Source organism: Achromobacter dolens (genome assembly GCF_902859745.1).
GTDB classification, from domain to species: Bacteria; Pseudomonadota; Gammaproteobacteria; order Burkholderiales; family Burkholderiaceae_B; genus Achromobacter; species Achromobacter dolens.
In genome coordinates, this window is the sequence record NZ_CADIJW010000002.1 from 15,094 (window position 1) to 30,720 (window position 15,627).

Annotated in this window: 15 protein-coding genes; 6 read left to right on the plus strand and 9 right to left on the minus strand. The window is 65.8% G+C overall.

Translation table 11 applies throughout. From position 1 onward, the window contains the following. Positions 1-171: 171 nt before the first annotated feature. Entirely contained in the window at positions 172-1,152 is a 981-nt protein-coding gene (locus HV783_RS02385) for a helix-turn-helix transcriptional regulator (protein WP_175142777.1), read from the plus strand. On the opposite strand, the gene HV783_RS02390 is transcribed toward HV783_RS02385, so the two are convergent. Continuing rightward, positions 1,088-3,001 (minus strand): B12-binding domain-containing radical SAM protein, encoded by a 1,914-nt coding sequence (locus HV783_RS02390; RefSeq protein ID WP_175188635.1) that lies wholly within the window; start codon positions 2,999-3,001, stop codon positions 1,088-1,090. The genes HV783_RS02385 and HV783_RS02390 overlap by 65 nt on opposite strands. Before the next feature lie 220 nt (positions 3,002-3,221). Here HV783_RS02390 and HV783_RS02395 point away from each other — a divergent pair, with 220 nt between their 5' ends. Continuing rightward, positions 3,222-3,620 (plus strand): hypothetical protein, encoded by a 399-nt coding sequence (locus HV783_RS02395; RefSeq protein ID WP_144419122.1) that lies wholly within the window; start codon positions 3,222-3,224, stop codon positions 3,618-3,620. A gap of 18 nt (positions 3,621-3,638) precedes the next feature. On the opposite strand, the gene HV783_RS02400 is transcribed toward HV783_RS02395, so the two are convergent. The 6 genes from HV783_RS02400 to HV783_RS02425 all read right to left on the minus strand — a co-directional run bounded on the left by HV783_RS02400 (position 3,639) and on the right by HV783_RS02425 (position 9,373). Continuing rightward, complete coding sequence (locus HV783_RS02400) at positions 3,639-4,355, minus strand: hypothetical protein (protein ID WP_144419121.1); 717 nt, start codon at positions 4,353-4,355, stop codon at positions 3,639-3,641. 217 nt (positions 4,356-4,572) lie between these two features. Further along, complete coding sequence (locus HV783_RS02405) at positions 4,573-5,028, minus strand: carboxymuconolactone decarboxylase family protein (protein WP_175188636.1); 456 nt, start codon at positions 5,026-5,028, stop codon at positions 4,573-4,575. Positions 5,029-5,093: 65 nt separating this feature from the next. Further along, positions 5,094-6,080, minus strand: coding sequence for a tripartite tricarboxylate transporter substrate binding protein (locus HV783_RS02410; RefSeq protein WP_175166827.1), 987 nt, complete (start codon positions 6,078-6,080; stop codon positions 5,094-5,096). Positions 6,081-6,150: 70 nt separating this feature from the next. Next, a complete protein-coding gene (locus HV783_RS02415; protein WP_175188637.1) occupies positions 6,151-7,149 on the minus strand; it encodes a cyclase family protein in 999 nt (332 codons plus the stop codon). Positions 7,150-7,200: 51 nt separating this feature from the next. After that, positions 7,201-8,493, minus strand: coding sequence for a CaiB/BaiF CoA transferase family protein (locus tag HV783_RS02420; protein ID WP_175188638.1), 1,293 nt, complete (start codon positions 8,491-8,493; stop codon positions 7,201-7,203). A 34-nt stretch (positions 8,494-8,527) separates the two neighbouring features. Continuing rightward, positions 8,528-9,373 carry an HpcH/HpaI aldolase/citrate lyase family protein gene (locus HV783_RS02425; RefSeq protein ID WP_175188639.1) on the minus strand — a complete coding sequence of 282 codons (846 nt, stop codon included), beginning with the start codon at positions 9,371-9,373 and terminating at the stop codon, positions 8,528-8,530. An 85-nt stretch (positions 9,374-9,458) separates the two neighbouring features. Between HV783_RS02425 and HV783_RS02430 the strand changes: the two genes are divergently transcribed. From HV783_RS02430 to HV783_RS02445, 4 genes are all read left to right on the plus strand, one after another. Next, the gene (locus tag HV783_RS02430) at positions 9,459-10,340 is read left to right on the plus strand and encodes a LysR family transcriptional regulator (RefSeq protein WP_020928192.1); all 882 of its coding nucleotides are present in this window, start codon (positions 9,459-9,461) and stop codon (positions 10,338-10,340) included. Positions 10,341-10,363: 23 nt separating this feature from the next. Further along, positions 10,364-11,227 carry a prephenate dehydratase gene (locus HV783_RS02435; protein ID WP_175188640.1) on the plus strand — a complete coding sequence of 288 codons (864 nt, stop codon included), beginning with the start codon at positions 10,364-10,366 and terminating at the stop codon, positions 11,225-11,227. A gap of 170 nt (positions 11,228-11,397) precedes the next feature. Beyond that, entirely contained in the window at positions 11,398-11,841 is a 444-nt protein-coding gene (locus HV783_RS02440) for a DUF695 domain-containing protein (RefSeq protein WP_054497448.1), read from the plus strand. A 57-nt stretch (positions 11,842-11,898) separates the two neighbouring features. Beyond that, positions 11,899-12,501, plus strand: coding sequence for a hypothetical protein (locus HV783_RS02445; RefSeq protein WP_020928195.1), 603 nt, complete (start codon positions 11,899-11,901; stop codon positions 12,499-12,501). Between the two features lie 83 nt (positions 12,502-12,584). Here the strand turns inward: HV783_RS02445 and fhuE are convergent, their stop codons facing one another. Both fhuE and HV783_RS02455 read right to left on the minus strand, forming a co-directional pair. Next, positions 12,585-14,780, minus strand: a complete 2,196-nt coding sequence (fhuE, locus tag HV783_RS02450) for a ferric-rhodotorulic acid/ferric-coprogen receptor FhuE (protein WP_064527054.1) — start codon at positions 14,778-14,780, stop codon at positions 12,585-12,587. Positions 14,781-14,980: 200 nt separating this feature from the next. After that, positions 14,981-15,574, minus strand: a complete 594-nt coding sequence (locus HV783_RS02455; protein WP_175188641.1) for a DUF8467 domain-containing protein — start codon at positions 15,572-15,574, stop codon at positions 14,981-14,983. Between the last annotated feature and the right edge of the window lie 53 nt (positions 15,575-15,627).

A 15,627-nucleotide genomic window follows, 5' to 3' on the forward strand; every position in this document is an offset into this window, starting at 1 on the left:
CGCGCGGCGACAGAAGCCATTCCTCGGACGCGCATGGATGCTGTTTCAAGCCACCTCATTGGATGTGGCGTGCCCTGCCCGGCCACACCTGAATCAAGTCCATTCCACCCGCATCGGATCACCATCGACACAATGACGCCCAGCCAACTGCCCGCCCCGTCCGAAGTACACATGTCGGCCATGCTCGATCCGGCCCGCCTGGCGACGCTGCTGGCGCGGCAACGCCACCGCCTGGTCTCCCTGCCCGCCAGCGACGGTATCGAACTGCACTATTGGCAGAGCGCGTTCAAGGAACCGGTGACATTGGACGCGCGAGGCGATCATCATCGCGTGCTATTCACATACCAATTGCGCGGCCGCACCCAATGCTGGCTGGATCGGGGGACGGCAAGCCGAGGCGAATACATGCGTGAGAACGCTGGCAGCATCCAATTCGCGCCGGGCCGGCACAGCCGTTTTCATCAACAGGGAGCGTGCGAGAGTGTCTCGGTTGCGGTGCGTCCGGACATGCTGCAAGACTGGATCGGCGAGCTGGACCGACCATTGCGGCGATCGGTGGAATCCGGCGCGTGCTTCATGGCGGGCTATCGCGGCGCCCGGCTACACGAGGCGGCCTATACCCTCAGCCGTGCGCTCAAACATGCCGCGACGACGACACCGGTGACGGCGGGCGCCAGCCTGGTTCGCGAAGGCCACGCCTTGCTATTGGTGGGTCACTTCCTGGAGACCGGGCGCGCCAGCGGCGGGCGCCAGGGTCGGGTCGTAACGCATCGCCAGCAACTGCTAGCCGCCCGCGATCACCTGCTCGCCGATCTGGCCCGTCCCCCCACCTTGGCACAGATGGCGCTTGAAGCTGGCATCAGCGCCATACGCATCCAGCGCGGATTCCGGGAATTGTTCGGGCACAGCGTGTACGGGCTGTTCCAGCAGGAACGGATGCGCGAGGCGCGTCGGCGCCTGCGGGCAGGCGGGGTGACCGTCATGGAGGTGGCATTCGGGCTCGGGTACTCGAACCCCAGTCATTTCGCGGTGGCGTTCCGCAAGCAATTCGGCGTTGGCCCTGGCGAATACAAGCGCAACCAGCCCCCTACCCCCGCTGGCTCAACGCCTTGGCAATCCGATGCCGCCCCACCGTCGTCTTCGGCACCTTGAACGGAAACCAGCTACGCACGTCCTCGTCCAGCCCGATCCCGTGCATGTAGTTATAGATCGCCTTTTTCAACGCCCGTCCCAGCGCGTCGTGATCCACCCCGGTCGGGTCGTCGAAGCCGATGTCGTTCTTGGCGAACGTCACGTCCGGCAGCGGCCGCAGCGTCACGCCGTATTCCTCGGGGTTCAGCCCCACCGGGGAATGCACCGTACAGGCGAAGCGGTGGAAGAACCCGCTCTGGATACAGCCGTTTTCGAACAACTGGCGCACGTATTCCAGCGCGTCGACCGTGTCCTGCACGGTCTGCGTGGGAAAGCCGTACATCAGGTAGGCGTGCACCAGGACGCCGGCGTCGCTGAAGGCGCGCGTGACGCGCGCCACCTGGTCGACCGACACGCCCTTCTTCATCAGGTTCAGCAGGCGGTCCGAGGCGACCTCCAGGCCGCCCGAGACGGCGATGCAGCCGCTGTCGGCCAGCAGTTCGCACAGCTCGGGGGTGAAGGTCTTCTCGAAGCGAATGTTGCCCCACCACGAGATGCCGGCGTTGCGGTCGATCAGTTCCGTGGCCAGGGCCTTGAGGGACTTGGGCGGCGCGGCCTCGTCGACGAAGTGAAATCCCGTCTGCCCGGTTTCCTGCACGATGGCCTCGATGCGGTCGGCCAGCACGGTGGCCGAGGCGCCTTCGTAACGGCCGATGTAGTCCAGGCTGACATCACAGAAGCTGCACTTCTTCCAGTAGCAGCCGTGGGCCACGGTCAGCTTGTTCCAGCGGCCGTCGCTCCACAGGCGGTGCATGGGGTTGAGCATGTCCAGCAGCGACAGGTAGCGGTCCAGCGGCAGGCCGTCCCAGGTGGGCGTGCCGACTTCGGCGAAGGCGACGTCGGGCTCGACCAGGTTGACGTAGCGCACCGCGCCGCTGTCGGCGTCGCGCAGGAAGGTGCGCACCAGGCGCTGGCGCGAGCGCTTGCCTTCGACGTGTTCCATCAGCGCCAGCAAGGGGCGCTCGCCGGCGTCGAGGCTGACGAAGTCGAAATAGTCGAAGACGCGCGGGTCTTTCAGTTCGCGCAGCTCGGTGTTGACGAAGCCGCCGCCCAGCACGGTGATGATCCTGCGATCTTGCGCCTTGATGGCCTGGGCGATGCGGAAGGCGGCGTAGACGGCGCCGGGGAACGGCACCGACAGCAGCACCATGGTGGGCTGGTGGCGCGCCAACGCTTCCAGGGTCAGGTCGCGCAGGGTATCGTCGACCAGGTTCAGCGGCGCGGCCAGCGCTTCGGCCAACGGGTCGAAGGTCGGCTGGCTGCCGGCCAGCGATTCGGCGTAGCGCACGAATTCAAAACGCGGATCGATGGCGTCGCGCAGCACGTCGGCCAGGTCGTTCAGATACAGCGTGGCCAGGTGCTTGGCGCGGTCCTGCAGGCCCAGGGCGCCGAAGGCCCAGCCCAGCGGATCGCCGCCCTCGTCGTCGACGTACACGTCCAGCGAAGCGAAGCGCGGGCCTTCAGGCAGGAAGTTACGGCCAACGATGCGGTGGGCCAGCGTCGCGTCGCGCCCCTGCAGGAAGGCGATCACCGGGCCGATGGTGGCCAGGTAGCGCGGCTGCATGGCGACGAAGGCCTGGATCGCGGGGGTGTGCTTGTCCAGCGGCAACGCGTCCACCTTGGCCGCCACGGCGCGCAGGCCGTCGGGCGACAACAGGCGCAAGACCAGCGCCAACGCCAAGTCTTCCTGCGTGGCCGTGACGCCGCGGGAGCGCAGGAAGCCGGTCAGGTAGGCGGTGGACGGGTATGGCGTATTGAGCTGCGTCATCGGCGGGATGACGGACAGCACGCGAAGGGGCGTGGCGGACATGAGACACGGCGGGAAATGCCGTCAAAGCGGGGATCGAGGGGGGATTATAGTTATCGGCGAGTTCTCATCGGCGTAACACGGGAAATCAAGGGGCATAACGTGGGCAACCGGCTTCCCCATTCCTCCCTCGACCACAAGGAGTGTTTCGTGCCGAACCGGGAACGACATAAAGACAGCGATTTATGATCCTGCATTGGAAACAGAGGCGAGCAGCCGAGATATGAAACCACTCACCGTTGTATCAGTAGAAAGATACGCACCAGACGACGATGCCGCCTCGGTCACGCTTCGCAGCGACCAAGGGGAAGTCACCGTTTTCTGCTGGCCCTGCTCCGTCAAGGCCGGTGACGTCGTCATGAATCGCCTGTCTGCAATGGATGGTGAAGTCGGCGGCGCCTACGGAGTTGACTGGCCTCAGGGTGAGAAAGACGCCGCGTCGGCGGAACAACTGGAGCGTACCGGACATTACGCCTATCGAGGCCGCGGGCGCGTAGCCAAGGCATCTGAAGGCTTGGTTGAAACGATGGGATTCTTGATCGAATTCGGAGAAACACCCGAGACCGGACACGTCGAATTTGATATTGCCCGGCTCGATTGCGGGTGCGATACCCTCGATTGACGCACCCTAACTCTCTCGCTATTCGTACAGGACTTCCCGTCGTTTCAATTCATGCTGTATTTGACGATACTGCAGCAGTAGGGATTCGGTACTCACGCGAGTCAGATCTGCGTCACCCATCGACGACCCAAGCCCTTCAAGAATCGAGCCATAATTTTTGAACAGGAGTTGATCCAAAAATGCAGGGGTGATGCCAAGCGGTTTGCATACATCCTGCGCGAGAAGAGTCTCGACGGCGGCATATGAGGTTGCAGGTACCTTTGTTGGAAGTTCAGGAACGATTCTGTTCACCACTCCCATGACCCGGCTATCCAATGCAATGCGATCAGTGGCCAGACCAAAGCCGGATGTAAGAAAGTCACGCGCTCCCTTGTTCTTGACATAGGCCAGAGACTTCGCAACATATTGCCAGCGTTCCTCTGACGTTTTCAGCGCCACCACGTAGCGTATGAAACCGCTCGGCCCGCCTTTGTACGCCTTAAGAAAGGCGAAGTTCTTTATCAGGGCAAGGACCTTTGGCGAAAGCTCCGGATTAACGTCGGACACATAGCGCGCACCTATTTCACGCAACACTTCGCCAAGCACCATTGCCACCTGGGCTTCGGGCATGGCACATAGACGTTCGTAGTTCAATTTTTCCCGGATGGCGGCCTCGGAAAGCCGCTTGGCGGGATCGGATTTTCCCACCACGACAACCTGGCTTACGACGCGGATCCAAATATCGGTATCGGACATCGTTTTCCAATGATCCGCTGGCGGCAGTCGGATATCGTGCCCAAAGCGTTCGCATATCCATCGGAACTTGCCGACTTGTTCTTCCGTAAGCGTAGGGAGCTGCATAACCTTGCATTATTAGGAAAGCGAGCAATCTTACACTGCCAACATCTAAGCGCTATGGAATTCCCATTATCAGGCAGATAACGGTATCTGTTCGCCATTCGCGCCTAAAACCTCAATTTCCCCCGCCAAACAAATCCGCCCCCCGCGCCTCCGCCGGCTCCACCACATACCCAATCTCCCCCGCCACCTCACGCAGAATCCCATGCGCCAGATTGAACGCGGTATTGGCCGCCGGCACGCCCGCGTAGATCGCGTTCTGCAGCAGCACTTCCTTCAGTTCATCCGGACTCAGCCGCGATTCGTCCTTCGCCGTCAGCGCGGCGCGCACGTGCAGCTCGAATTCCTCCCACCGCCCTAAGGACAAGGTCACCGCCAGCACCATCATGCGCCGCGCCTTGTGCGGCAGGCCCGGGCGGCTCCAGATGTCGTGCCAGGCGTAGCGGGTGATCAGGTTCTGGTAGTCGGCGGTGAAGGTGGTGGCGCGGTCCAGCGAGCGCTGCACCCATTCTTCTCCCAGCACGGCGCGGCGGTTGGCCAGGCCGCGCTCGAAATCGTCTTCCCGGCTCATTGCGGCATCTCCCCTTGGGTGTTTGCGTCGGCGGGGCGGGCAACGGCGCTGCCCGCCCCGGCCGATCAGTTCACGGTGATGTTATTGGTTTTCACGACCTCGGCCCAGCGGACCTGTTCAGCGTCGACGAACTTGGCGAAGTCCGCGGCGCTGCTGCCGACCGGGGTCAGGCCGAGCTTGGCGAGCTTGTCTCGGGTTTCGGGGCGGGCCAGCGCCTTCTGCACCAGGTCCTGCAGCTTGGCGACGACCTGCGGATCGGCGCCGGCCGGCAGGAAGAAGCCATTCCATTCGACGACGTCGAAGGCATTGACGCCGCCTTCGCTGACGGTGGGCACGTTGGGCAGGTCGGGCATGCGCGCGGCCGACGAGACGGCCAGCGCCTTGAGCTTGCCGGTGCTGACGTAGTTCAGGCTGGACGCGGCGTTGGCGAAGTACACGTCGACCTGCCCGCCCATGACGTCGACGATGGCGGGCGCGCCGCCCTTGTACGGCACGTGCACGATGTCGATCTTGGCGTCCTTCTTGAGCAGTTCGGCGGCCATCTGCGCCAGGCTGCCCGGACCGTACGAGGCGTAGGTGTAGCGGCCGGGGTTGGCGCGCGCGGCCTTGACGAAGTCGGGCAGGCTGTTGAAGGCCGAACCGGTGGCGGCGACCAGGATGTTGGGCACGCTGACGGCCTGCGAGACGGGAATGAAGTCCTTCTTGGCGTCGTAGGGCAGCTTGCGCAGCACGGGGTTGATGGAGAACGCGGAGGCGTCGTACAGCACGGTGTAGCCATCTGGTTTGGCGCGGGCCACGTAGGCGGCGCCGATGGAGCCGCTGGCGCCGCCCTTGTTTTCGATGACGACGCTCTGGCCGGCGACTTCACCCATGCCCTGGGCGATGATGCGCGCGGCGTTGTCGGCGCCGCCGCCGGCCGAGTACGGCACCACCACGGTGATGGGCTGGTCGGGGTAACCGGCGGCGTGGGCCGCGCCCAGGGTGCCGGCCAGGGCCAATGCGGCGGCCACGGGGCGCAGTGCGGCCAGGGCCGCGTGACGGGTTTTCTTCATGTGTGCTCCTCACGTCTCCCCTGCGGGGGATGTTGAATGGATCAAGGATCGTGGCGCGGTCCGTCCGAGGTCAGACGGTCGCGATGGGGTTGACCGGCGCGCCCACCAGGCCGGGCACGTACATCGGTGCGGCGGTCAGGAAGAAGGCGTGGCGGTCGTGCTGGCGCAACCAGTGCGCCAGCGGGGTCAGGTGCCAGAGTTCGCCCAGCGGCAAACCCAGCTTGAACAGGCATTGTTCGTGCAGCGGCAGGAGCGGCCCGCTGCCGCTCTCCAGATGATGATTGCGCAATTCCACCGCGTGGTTGTCGGCGGCGATGGCGGCGATGCGGCTGTCTCTGATCCAGGCCAGCAATTGCGCGTCGGCGCCGTCCAGCACGCAGCAACTGGTCTTGAGCCGGTCCTGCTCGTCATCGCCCAGCGTGAGCGCGAGGTCGGCCAGGCCGGTATGCAGGCACAGGATGTCGCCGGGGCGCACCTGCACGCCGTCGGCATGCATCACGTCCATCAGGTCCTGGTACGAGACCTTGCGATGCGCGTCGCCGAAGCGGGCGCGCAGGTCGACCATGACGCCGCGCCCCTGGATGCCGTGCCGCGCCATGGGCGCGATGGACAGGTCCTGGGTGCCGGTGAAGCCGTCGGCGCGCGGTTCGCTGACGGTAAAACCGTTGTAGCCGGTCGGCTGCGGCTGGCCGGTGCCGTGGGCGTCATACATCGCGCCGACGTGGCCCAGGGCGTCCCATTGGGTGGAGTACTGCGGCGACAGCGTGACGCGGTCGTCGCTGACGACGTCGGTGGCGCCCGGCACGTCGCGCGCCAGCGGATAGCGGTACACCGGCACGCCGTTCTTTTCGGCGGGCTGGATCACGGGGCCCTTGCGCCGTGGGTTGAGCACGGGCGCGCGCGGCACCGTCAGCGGCAGGCTCAGGGAAAACGACAGGCCTTCGCGGATTTCCGCGACGGCGGCCAGGCGCGCCTGGCGGCCCAGGTGGTTCAGGGTGCCGAGCTGGTCGTCGTCGCCGAAGTCGCCCCAGTTGGAGCCGTCGGGACGCTGCTGGTAGCGTGGACGCATTTTCTTGTCTCCTCGTTCTGTCTCGGACGAGTCTTATGATCGTTGTGGCGGCTATTGCACCACCGAGGATTGCCGTAATTGGGCAATTTCGGACGCGGTGTATCCCAGGGTGGACAGAATTTTTTCGCTGTGTTCGCCCAGACCGGGCGCGCCGCGCCCTGCTCGGGACTCGCTACACCCTGCCCGGGACTCGTCGCGCGCTGCCTCGGACCCACCGCGCCCTGCTCCAGATTCGCCGCGCCCCTCCCCCGACTCATCGGCAGGCGCTTGCGCGGCGCCGCCGAAGTGGGCCCATTGCGCCAGGCCCAGGTAGTCGCCGGCCTGCGGGTTGTGGTACGGCCGCATGAGCCCCATGGCCTCGACCTGGGGATGGTCGAACATGTCCTCGACCGGGCGCACTTCGGCGCAAGGCACGCTCTGGCCAAAGCGCTCGGCCCATTCGCGCGCCGAGGCGCGCGCCAGCGCCTGGCGCACCCGGGGCACCAGCACGGCGGCCTGGGCGGCGCGTTTCTTGACGGAGTCGTAGTCAGGGTGTTCGGCCAGCTCCGGCAGGTCCAGGTGGCCGCACAGCGCGCGCCAGAAGTGCGGCGTGTTGGCCGACAGGTACAGGTAGCCGTCGCGGGTGGGATGGATGCCGGTGATGCCGCCCGAGCGCATGTCGCGCTCGATGTGGCGCGGTTCGCCATCGGCCCAGACCAGGCGGGCCGACTGCATCGCCAGCGCGCTGCCCAACAGCGAGACCTCGATCGCCTGGCCACGGCCGGTCTTCTCGCGGCGGTAGAGGGCCGCCGCCACGCTGTTGGAAATCAGCGCGGCGCCGTAGTAGTCGACCACCGAGCCGTACAGCACTTCGGGCGGACCGTCGGCCTTGGCCTGGGCGGCGCACATGCCGGTCATCGATTGCAGCACCTGGTCGTAGCCGGCGTGGCGCGCCATCGGGCCGACCGCGCCATAACCGGTCATGGCGCAATAGACCAGGCGCGGGTTGACCGCCGACAGCGTGGCGAAGTCGATGCGCAGGCGCTCGGGCACGCCCGGCCGGAAGTTGTGGACCAGCACGTCGGCCTCGCGCACCAGGCGCAGCAGGATCTCGTGGCCGGCGGCTTCCTTCAGGTTCAGGCACAGGCCGCGCTTGTTGCGGTTGATGCCCAGGAAGGCGCGGCTTTCGCTGGCCAGCGTCGACGGGTACTTGCGCAGGTTGTCGCCTTCGGGCGGCTCGACCTTGATGACGTCGGCGCCCATGTCGCCCAAGAGGGCGCAGCCATAGGGGCCGGCGATGTAGGCGCTCAGGTCCAGGACCTTGATGCCGGCCAGCGGCAGGTCGGCGGGGGATGCTTGTTGCATTGCGGATTCACTCAAAATCGGTAGCGCGGCCGCGTCAGGCGGCGCGGCCGGCGGCCAGCAGCACGTCCTGGGCGCGCCGCACGAAGGGGGCGTCGATCATCTTGCCGTCGAGCACGAAGGCGCCGACGCCGTCATGCTCGCGGCTGGCGGACACGATGCGCTCGGCCTCGGCGATCTCGTCCGCGCTGAAGCCGAACACTTCGTTGGCGATGGCGATCTGGCTGGGATGCACGCAGGACTTGCCCAGGAACCCGAGCGAGCGCGCCAGTTGCGCCTCGGCCCGAAAGCCCTCGGCATCGCGCACGCGGGCGTAGGCCGCGTCCATGGCGTACTTGCCAGCGCAGCCGGCGGCCAGGCGCAGGGACAGCATCACCGCGCGCAGCGTGTCGGGCTGGTAACGCTCGATGCCGAGCGGCTCGAACAGGTCGGCCAGGCCCAGTTGCAGGCCGGCGACGCGCGGATGGGCCGCCGCCAGTTGCGCGGCGTCGGCCAGCGCGAGCGGAGTTTCGATGGTGACCAGGAATTCACCGGCGAAGCCGGCGTCCATGGCCTCGTCGATCGCGGCGCGCAGCGCGGCGGCGCTTTCGACCTTGGGCAGGTTCAGCACGTCGATGGGCAGGCCGCGCAGCGCGGCCAGGTCGGCGGCAAAGTCGGGCGTGTCGGCGGCGTTGACGCGGACGATAATTTTCTTGGGATGTTGTTCACGGACGGCGGCGAACGCGGGCGCGGCCAGCCAGGCCGCCAAGGCGGCGCGGGCTTCCTGCTTGCGGCTCGGCGCGACCGCGTCCTCCAGGTCGAAGGACAGCGCGTCGGCCGCGCTGGCCAGGGCCTTGTCGAACAGTTCCGGGCGCGAGGCGGGAACGAAAAGCTTGCTTCTCATTGATGTCTCCTGGCCGCATTGTGGCGCTGGAGACGTGCGATCGGGGACAGCCAAATTACGATAAGACGATAGAATATCTATCATCATGAACACCGACTTCTTGCACACGCTGGCCGCCGTGGCGCGCCATGGCTCCATGGCCGAAGCCGCCCGCCGCCTGGGGCTGACCCACGGCGCCGTGGCGCAGCAGATCCGCAAGCTGGAACAGGAGCTGGGCGTGGCGCTGGTGGCGCGCGCCGGCCGCACCGTGCACCTGACCGCAAAGGCCACCGAACTGATCGGGCCGATGCGCGAGGTGCTGGAACGGATCGAGAAGATCCGCTACCTGGCCCGTTCCGACGAGATGATGGGCGAGCTGCGGCTCGGGGCCGGCAATACGGCGCTCAATTCGATGGTGCCGGCCATCCTGGAACACCTGGTGCGGCGCCATCCGCTCATCAACGTCGAGATCCAGCCGGGCCATTCGGCGCGCTTCTACCCCGCCATCGAAAGCGGCGAACTGGACGCCGCCATCGCGCTGCAAGCGCCCTACCCGCTGTCCAAGAGCCTGGGCTGGCAGTTGCTGCGCGAAGAACCCTACGTGCTGGCGGCGGCGCCGCGCCATGCCGGTCGGCACCCGCACAGCCTGCTGACGGCGGAGCCCTTCATCCGCTATCAGCGCAGCGACTGGGGCGGCCAGCACATCGACGATTACCTGCGGCGCGTCGGCATCACGCCGCGCGAGCGCTTCGAGCTGAACGCCATCGAATCCATCGCGGTGATGGTCAGCCGCGACCTGGGGGTGGCGATCCTGCCGCGCTCCACCAACGGCGCGATCGAACGGCTCGGCCTGCTCGCCCTGCCGTTGCCCGAGCCCTGCGAGCCGCGCCGCTTCGGCCTGATCTGGTCGCGCGGGTCGCCACGGCTGGCGCTGATCCGCGCCTTTCGCGACATTGCCGTTGTAGAGTATGCCAACGCGGGCGCCTGACCCGCGCTCTACAAGGGGAAAGCATGAAGAAGACCATTCTGTCGACGCTCGTCGGCTGCTCGATGTTCGCACTGCCGCTGGCCGCCAGCGCGGCCGGCCAGATCGGCTACCTGGGGCCCGCGGGTTCCTGGACGCACCAGGCCTGCCTGGATCTGTTCGGCCCCGCTGACCTGGTGCCGCTGACGCGCGACGACCTGTTCAAGGGCTACCAGTCCGGCAAGATCGAGCGCGCCTGCGTGCCCGTAACCACGTCGGTGGTGGGCGTGACGCCGTACCTGGATGCCGTGCTGGACCTGCCGGACGTGATGATCGTGGCCGAGTATCCGAAGATGCTCGGCTACAGCCTGCTGGCCAAGCCGGGCACCAAACTGGCGGACGTCACGGAGGTGCTGGCGCACCCGGTGGCGTTCGAGGAGGTCAAGCCGTGGGTCGACCGCGAGATGCCCAAGGTCAAGCGCACCGAGGCCGCCAGCGGCGGCGCCGCCGCCAAGACGGTGGCCGACAGCCCGGGCCATGACAAGGCGTCGTTCGGCCCCAAGGTCGGCGCGTCGGTCTATTCGCTGGTATCGCTGGTGGACGGCATCGAGCAAGGGCCGCACAACGTGACCCGTTGGTGGGTGCTGGGCCGCGCGATGCCGGCGCCGACGGGGCGCGACAAGACCTCGCTGCTGGTCGACACATCCGACGACAGGTTCAACGACACGTTGGCGGCGCTGGTCGATGCCAAGGTGCCGGTGCTGACGATCTACGAGCGGCCCAGCAAGAAGACGCTGGACACGCATCGCTACGTGATCGAGGTGGCCGGCCATGCCCGGCAGGAGCCGCTGGCGTCCCTGCTGGCGGCCCATCCGGGGATACGGCTGCTGGGCTCATATCCCCGCCAGTGATCCCCGCGCTCGCCGATGGGGCGAAAGATCCGGTTGCACTTTATTGGGGACATACGCAAATCCGCCCTTGATAATGCGGACCTTCCCTCGGCAGCGCGTGCGCGCAACGTTGCCGGGCAATAAAAAGCGCCGGGCCCGCGGGCCCGGCCAGCAACCCGGGATCCCGTTCAATGAGCCGTATTTTTCCAGGCGACCTCTGGTCCGTGGGCGAAGCCCGCATCAACGATCTGTTGGTCGTGGTCCGCTTGCGCACCGGCCTGCCGCCGGCGCCCACACGCCAGGTCAATGAGAACCTGGTCATCATTTCCTGGCCGTACACGGGCATCGAAAACGGCATGCCCAATGAAGAAGACAAGCAAAGCACCAACCGCTTCGAAGAAGCCATCGAACAGGCGTTCGACGACTCCGACATCGGCGTGCAGGTGGCTTGCCTGACCGGCAATCACCAGAAGGAATGGCGTTTCTACACGCACGACGTCGAAGCGTTCCTGGATGCGTTCAATGCCTGCCTGGCGGGGCATCCGGTCTATCCCATCCGACTGGGCACGTACAAGGATCCCGATTGGAATGGCCTGGCGGAACTACAGCCGGAAGGCTCCGACCAGCTTCACTGAAAGGCCAACCGGCCGCGCCATCGATCAGGCCGGTCGCCACCTGCAGAGGATATTATTTTGAAGTTCAAAGCCGCACTCCTGATCTCCGCCATCACCGCCGTGGTTGCCGCCCCCGCGAATGCCGAGCCGCCGCGCTCGGTCGATGCCCGGAGTTTCGACATCGCCGGCGTCAAGACGGGCATGGACTACGACGAAGCGGTCGCCGCCGCGGCGAAGAATTTCGGCGTGGGCAAGAATCAGATCAAGGCGGGTTACCCGACGCTGAACCCCGTCACCAACACCAAGCAGCCGCAGAATTTCAGCTACGAAAAAGATGGCGTTCGGCTGGTGGTGCATTTCGAGCCGCGCGTGCCGGTCGACAAGCAGCGGCCGCTGGCGGTGTCCCAGGTCCGCTACGAAATGCCGTGGACGCCGGCCAACAAGGACGCCATGGCGCAGGCCGTGGTGCAGAAATACGGCAAGCAGTCGAACTTTCCCAACCAGTTGAACCTGGAGTGGTGCCAGAAGCCCAGCACCAATCCCGGCATGGGTTGCTCGACCGACATGACGCAAGCGGTGCTGAAATACAGCGGCGTCAGCGTGCAGTTGTATGACCCGGCCTGGACCAACGCGCGGATCGAGTTCATCAACCAGTCGAACAGCCGCAAGCCGAGCTTCTGACCGGGCCCGGCGCCCGCGGTAGGCATGACGGGCGCCGTCTCCAGGACGATGAGTCAGCCCGGCCGAACCGGCCGGGCTCGCGCTCAATACTGATACCGCATCGTCAACGTCGCGCTACGCCCCGCCGCCCACGCGCCCTGGCTGTAGAAGCCGATCTGCGAGTAGTACTTGCGGTCCATCAGGTTGTTGATATTCAACTGCGCCGACAGGCTCTTGTCGAACCGGTAGCGCGCCATCAGGTTGACCAGCGCATAGCTGCCCTGCCCCACGCGCTCCTCGCCATTGGGGCCGTTGGCGATCGTGTAGACGTGGCTCTGCCAGTTGACGCCCCCGCCCACCGTCAACCGGTTCCAGTCGCCCGGCAATCGGTAGGTGGTGAACAAGCGCACCAGGCTGCGCGGCTGGTCTGTCTGGATGGGGCTGCCGTCGCCGTCGCGCGCGGTCCAGTGCGACCATCCCGCCGCCACGTTCCAGCCGGGCGAGACTTCCCCCGACACTTCCAGGTCGAAGCCCCGGCTGCGCGTGCCATTGGCGGCGCGCGAGGCCTGGTTGAGCGTGCCGGGCACCAGATAGCCGACGTCGTCCTGCGCCAGATTGTCCTGGTTGATCTGGAATACCGCCGCCGAGGCATTCAGGCGGCCTTCGAGGAATTCACCCTTGATGCCGGCCTCGTAGGCCTTGCCCTCCAGCGGATCGAGCCAGTTGCCGTTGCGGTCCTGCTTGTCCTGCGGATTGAAGATCTCGGTATAGCTGACGTACGCCGTATAGTTCTCGTTGATGTCGTACAGCAGGCCGGCGTACGGCACGAAGGCGTCCTTGTCGAACGCCTGCCGGCTGCTGCCGCCCCACCCTACCGCATCCGTCTTCCACGTGCTGTAGCGGCCGCCGACGATCAGCTTGAGCGGATCAGCCAGGCTGAAGCGCAGCGCGCCGTACCAACCGGCCTGCTTGGTGGTGTAGCGGCTGGCCAGGGTGGAGGTGTCGCTCCACTGCGGTTCGGGATACGAGCCGTCCCAGTCCAGGAAATTGCCGATGGGCGCCGGCGAGACCGCGCCACGGTTGCGGAAATCGGCGTATTGGCGGGTGAAGCTGGCGCCGACCACCGCTTCGTGCTGGCGGCCGAACAATGAGAAAGGGCCGGAAGCCTTGAGGTCCAGGCTGTTCTGCTTGCGGTCGCCGTAGTAGCGCTGGGCCGAGGCGCCCATGCCCAGGCCGGTGTTGCGGTCGGGCCAGCCATACAGGTAGAGCAGCTTGCCGTCCATTTCGTGCTTGGAGTGCGAACCGACGGCCTGCACGCGCCAGCCGTTATCGAAGCGGTGCTCCAGGCTGGCAAAGGCGCCTTCGGTGGTGCTGGCCCACTTGGTCCAGTCGGCGCCGGTGTTGAGCGAGCGTTTCCAGTCGGTGCGGCCGCCGTCGGCGTACCACAGCGGGAAACCGCCCCAACTGCTGCGTTGCGGGTCGTTGTCCTGATAGTTGAAGCCGACGCTCAAGGTGGTGCGGGCGGTCAGGTCGGCGTCCACCACGCCATAGAAGACCTTCTTGCGGTTCTGGTAGCCATCCAGGTACGAGTGGTTGTCCTGGTAGGCCGAGACGATGCGGCCGCGCACGCTGCCGCTGGCGTTCAGCGGCGACGACAGGTCGGCGCTGGCACGGTAGGTGTCCCAGGTGCCGGCGCTGACGCTCAGGTCGGCGGTGAATTCGCGGCTGGTGGCGTGCTTGCGCACCAGGTTGACGGACGCGGACGGGTTGCCGGTGCCGGTCAGCAGGCCGGTGGCGCCGCGCACCACCTCGACGCGGTCATAGATGATGGAGTCCAACGAAGATTCACCGCCGGCATAGCCGATATCGAAACTGGTGGGCACGCCGTCGTACAGATAGTTGCTGATGGCGAAGCCGCGCGAGCTGAAGGTGTAGCGTTCGCTGTCGTAGTTCTGCACCGAGATGCCGGGCGTGTTGCCCAGGATGTCGGTCAGCGAGCGCATGTCCTGGTCTTCGATGCGCTGGCGCGTGACCACGGTGACCGATTGCGGGGTTTCGCGCAGCGTCAGCGGCAGACCAGTGCTGGCGGCCGTGGCGCGCGGGGTGTAGGAACCCGTGCCCTCGGTGGTGGTGGGGTCGCCGTCTGCCTGGACCTGCACGGCGGGCAAGGTGGCGACGCCCGACTCCTGCGCCAGCGCTGTGCCGCTGGCCAGCGCCATCAGCACCAGGCTGGTGGTGCGCCGCAGGGCGAGGCGTGGACGAACGGGGAAAATCAGGCTGGCGGGCCGCGGGTCTTGCATGACGCTTCCTTGCAGGGTTGGTGAATAATTGGCAAGCAAGTGTAATGCGAACTCTTATCATGTGCATTTGTGTTGCGAATATGCACAATAGGGATAGCCCCGATTTGGCCAGGCCTTGTAGGGGTTTTCGACGCGTGGCACGCGCGCGTCCGGGCTATGGCGCCGCTGTCCTGGCCGCGTCGGGCCTGGCTTGGCGGGAACTACTTCCCAACACCCGTCGGAACAAATAATGCGTGCGCGCCATTGGCCAGGTATGCCCCGTTCACGCCGTCGAATCTGCGTGCCGCGTCCGGCCATGCAATGAATTTCCGGTCGACCCTGGTTCCGCGCTGACCGGTGGCCGCGTCGATGGATACCAACTTCTCCGCGCGCGCCCTTGCCTCGCGCAGCACGATCGCCACGAATGCCTCGGTATCCTCGTCACCCGCCGGAATTGACGCCCGCAGCTCGCCGTTGAGAAGGGAATCCGGGAGAAAATCCGCGGTTCTTGACCTCAAAAGGCTGACCAGCCCTGACCCGACCAGCGCGTAGATCCAGCCCTTTCCCGAGGGATGACGTTTCACATAGCGATTGTGAAAATCCGCTTCGGAGATGATGGAGGAATCCACGATCGTCACGTGGACCCCGCCACACACATCGATTCGATTCTTGTATCCCGGCCGCTCGACGTCCGGCTGCTCCTGCATGTTGATGAACCGGACCGAGGGGCGGGCTTTCATGAGCGCGCCGGCGAATTCAGCCTCATCCACTGAAGTCATGAATAAGCACTGTTGAATCATCTTGGAGCCGGCCACGGGTCGCCCTATTCCGGTTGCGCAATGGATGCCTGCGCCAGGATCACCGGCAT

Coding starts and splice junctions, on each gene's coding strand:
- HV783_RS02410 (WP_175166827.1), bottom strand. CDS start 6,080: ATGAAGAAAACCCGTCACGCGGCCCTGGCCGCACTGCGCCCCGTGGCC.
- HV783_RS02435 (WP_175188640.1), top strand. CDS start 10,364: ATGAAGAAGACCATTCTGTCGACGCTCGTCGGCTGCTCGATGTTCGCA.
- HV783_RS02405 (WP_175188636.1), bottom strand. CDS start 5,028: ATGAGCCGGGAAGACGATTTCGAGCGCGGCCTGGCCAACCGCCGCGCC.
- HV783_RS02425 (WP_175188639.1), bottom strand. CDS start 9,373: ATGAGAAGCAAGCTTTTCGTTCCCGCCTCGCGCCCGGAACTGTTCGAC.
- HV783_RS02440 (WP_054497448.1), top strand. CDS start 11,398: ATGAGCCGTATTTTTCCAGGCGACCTCTGGTCCGTGGGCGAAGCCCGC.
- HV783_RS02395 (WP_144419122.1), top strand. CDS start 3,222: ATGAAACCACTCACCGTTGTATCAGTAGAAAGATACGCACCAGACGAC.
- HV783_RS02385 (WP_175142777.1), top strand. CDS start 172: ATGTCGGCCATGCTCGATCCGGCCCGCCTGGCGACGCTGCTGGCGCGG.
- HV783_RS02390 (WP_175188635.1), bottom strand. CDS start 3,001: ATGTCCGCCACGCCCCTTCGCGTGCTGTCCGTCATCCCGCCGATGACG.
- HV783_RS02415 (WP_175188637.1), bottom strand. CDS start 7,149: ATGCGTCCACGCTACCAGCAGCGTCCCGACGGCTCCAACTGGGGCGAC.
- HV783_RS02420 (WP_175188638.1), bottom strand. CDS start 8,493: ATGCAACAAGCATCCCCCGCCGACCTGCCGCTGGCCGGCATCAAGGTC.
- HV783_RS02400 (WP_144419121.1), bottom strand. CDS start 4,355: ATGTCCGATACCGATATTTGGATCCGCGTCGTAAGCCAGGTTGTCGTG.
- fhuE (WP_064527054.1), bottom strand. CDS start 14,780: ATGCAAGACCCGCGGCCCGCCAGCCTGATTTTCCCCGTTCGTCCACGC.
- HV783_RS02430 (WP_020928192.1), top strand. CDS start 9,459: ATGAACACCGACTTCTTGCACACGCTGGCCGCCGTGGCGCGCCATGGC.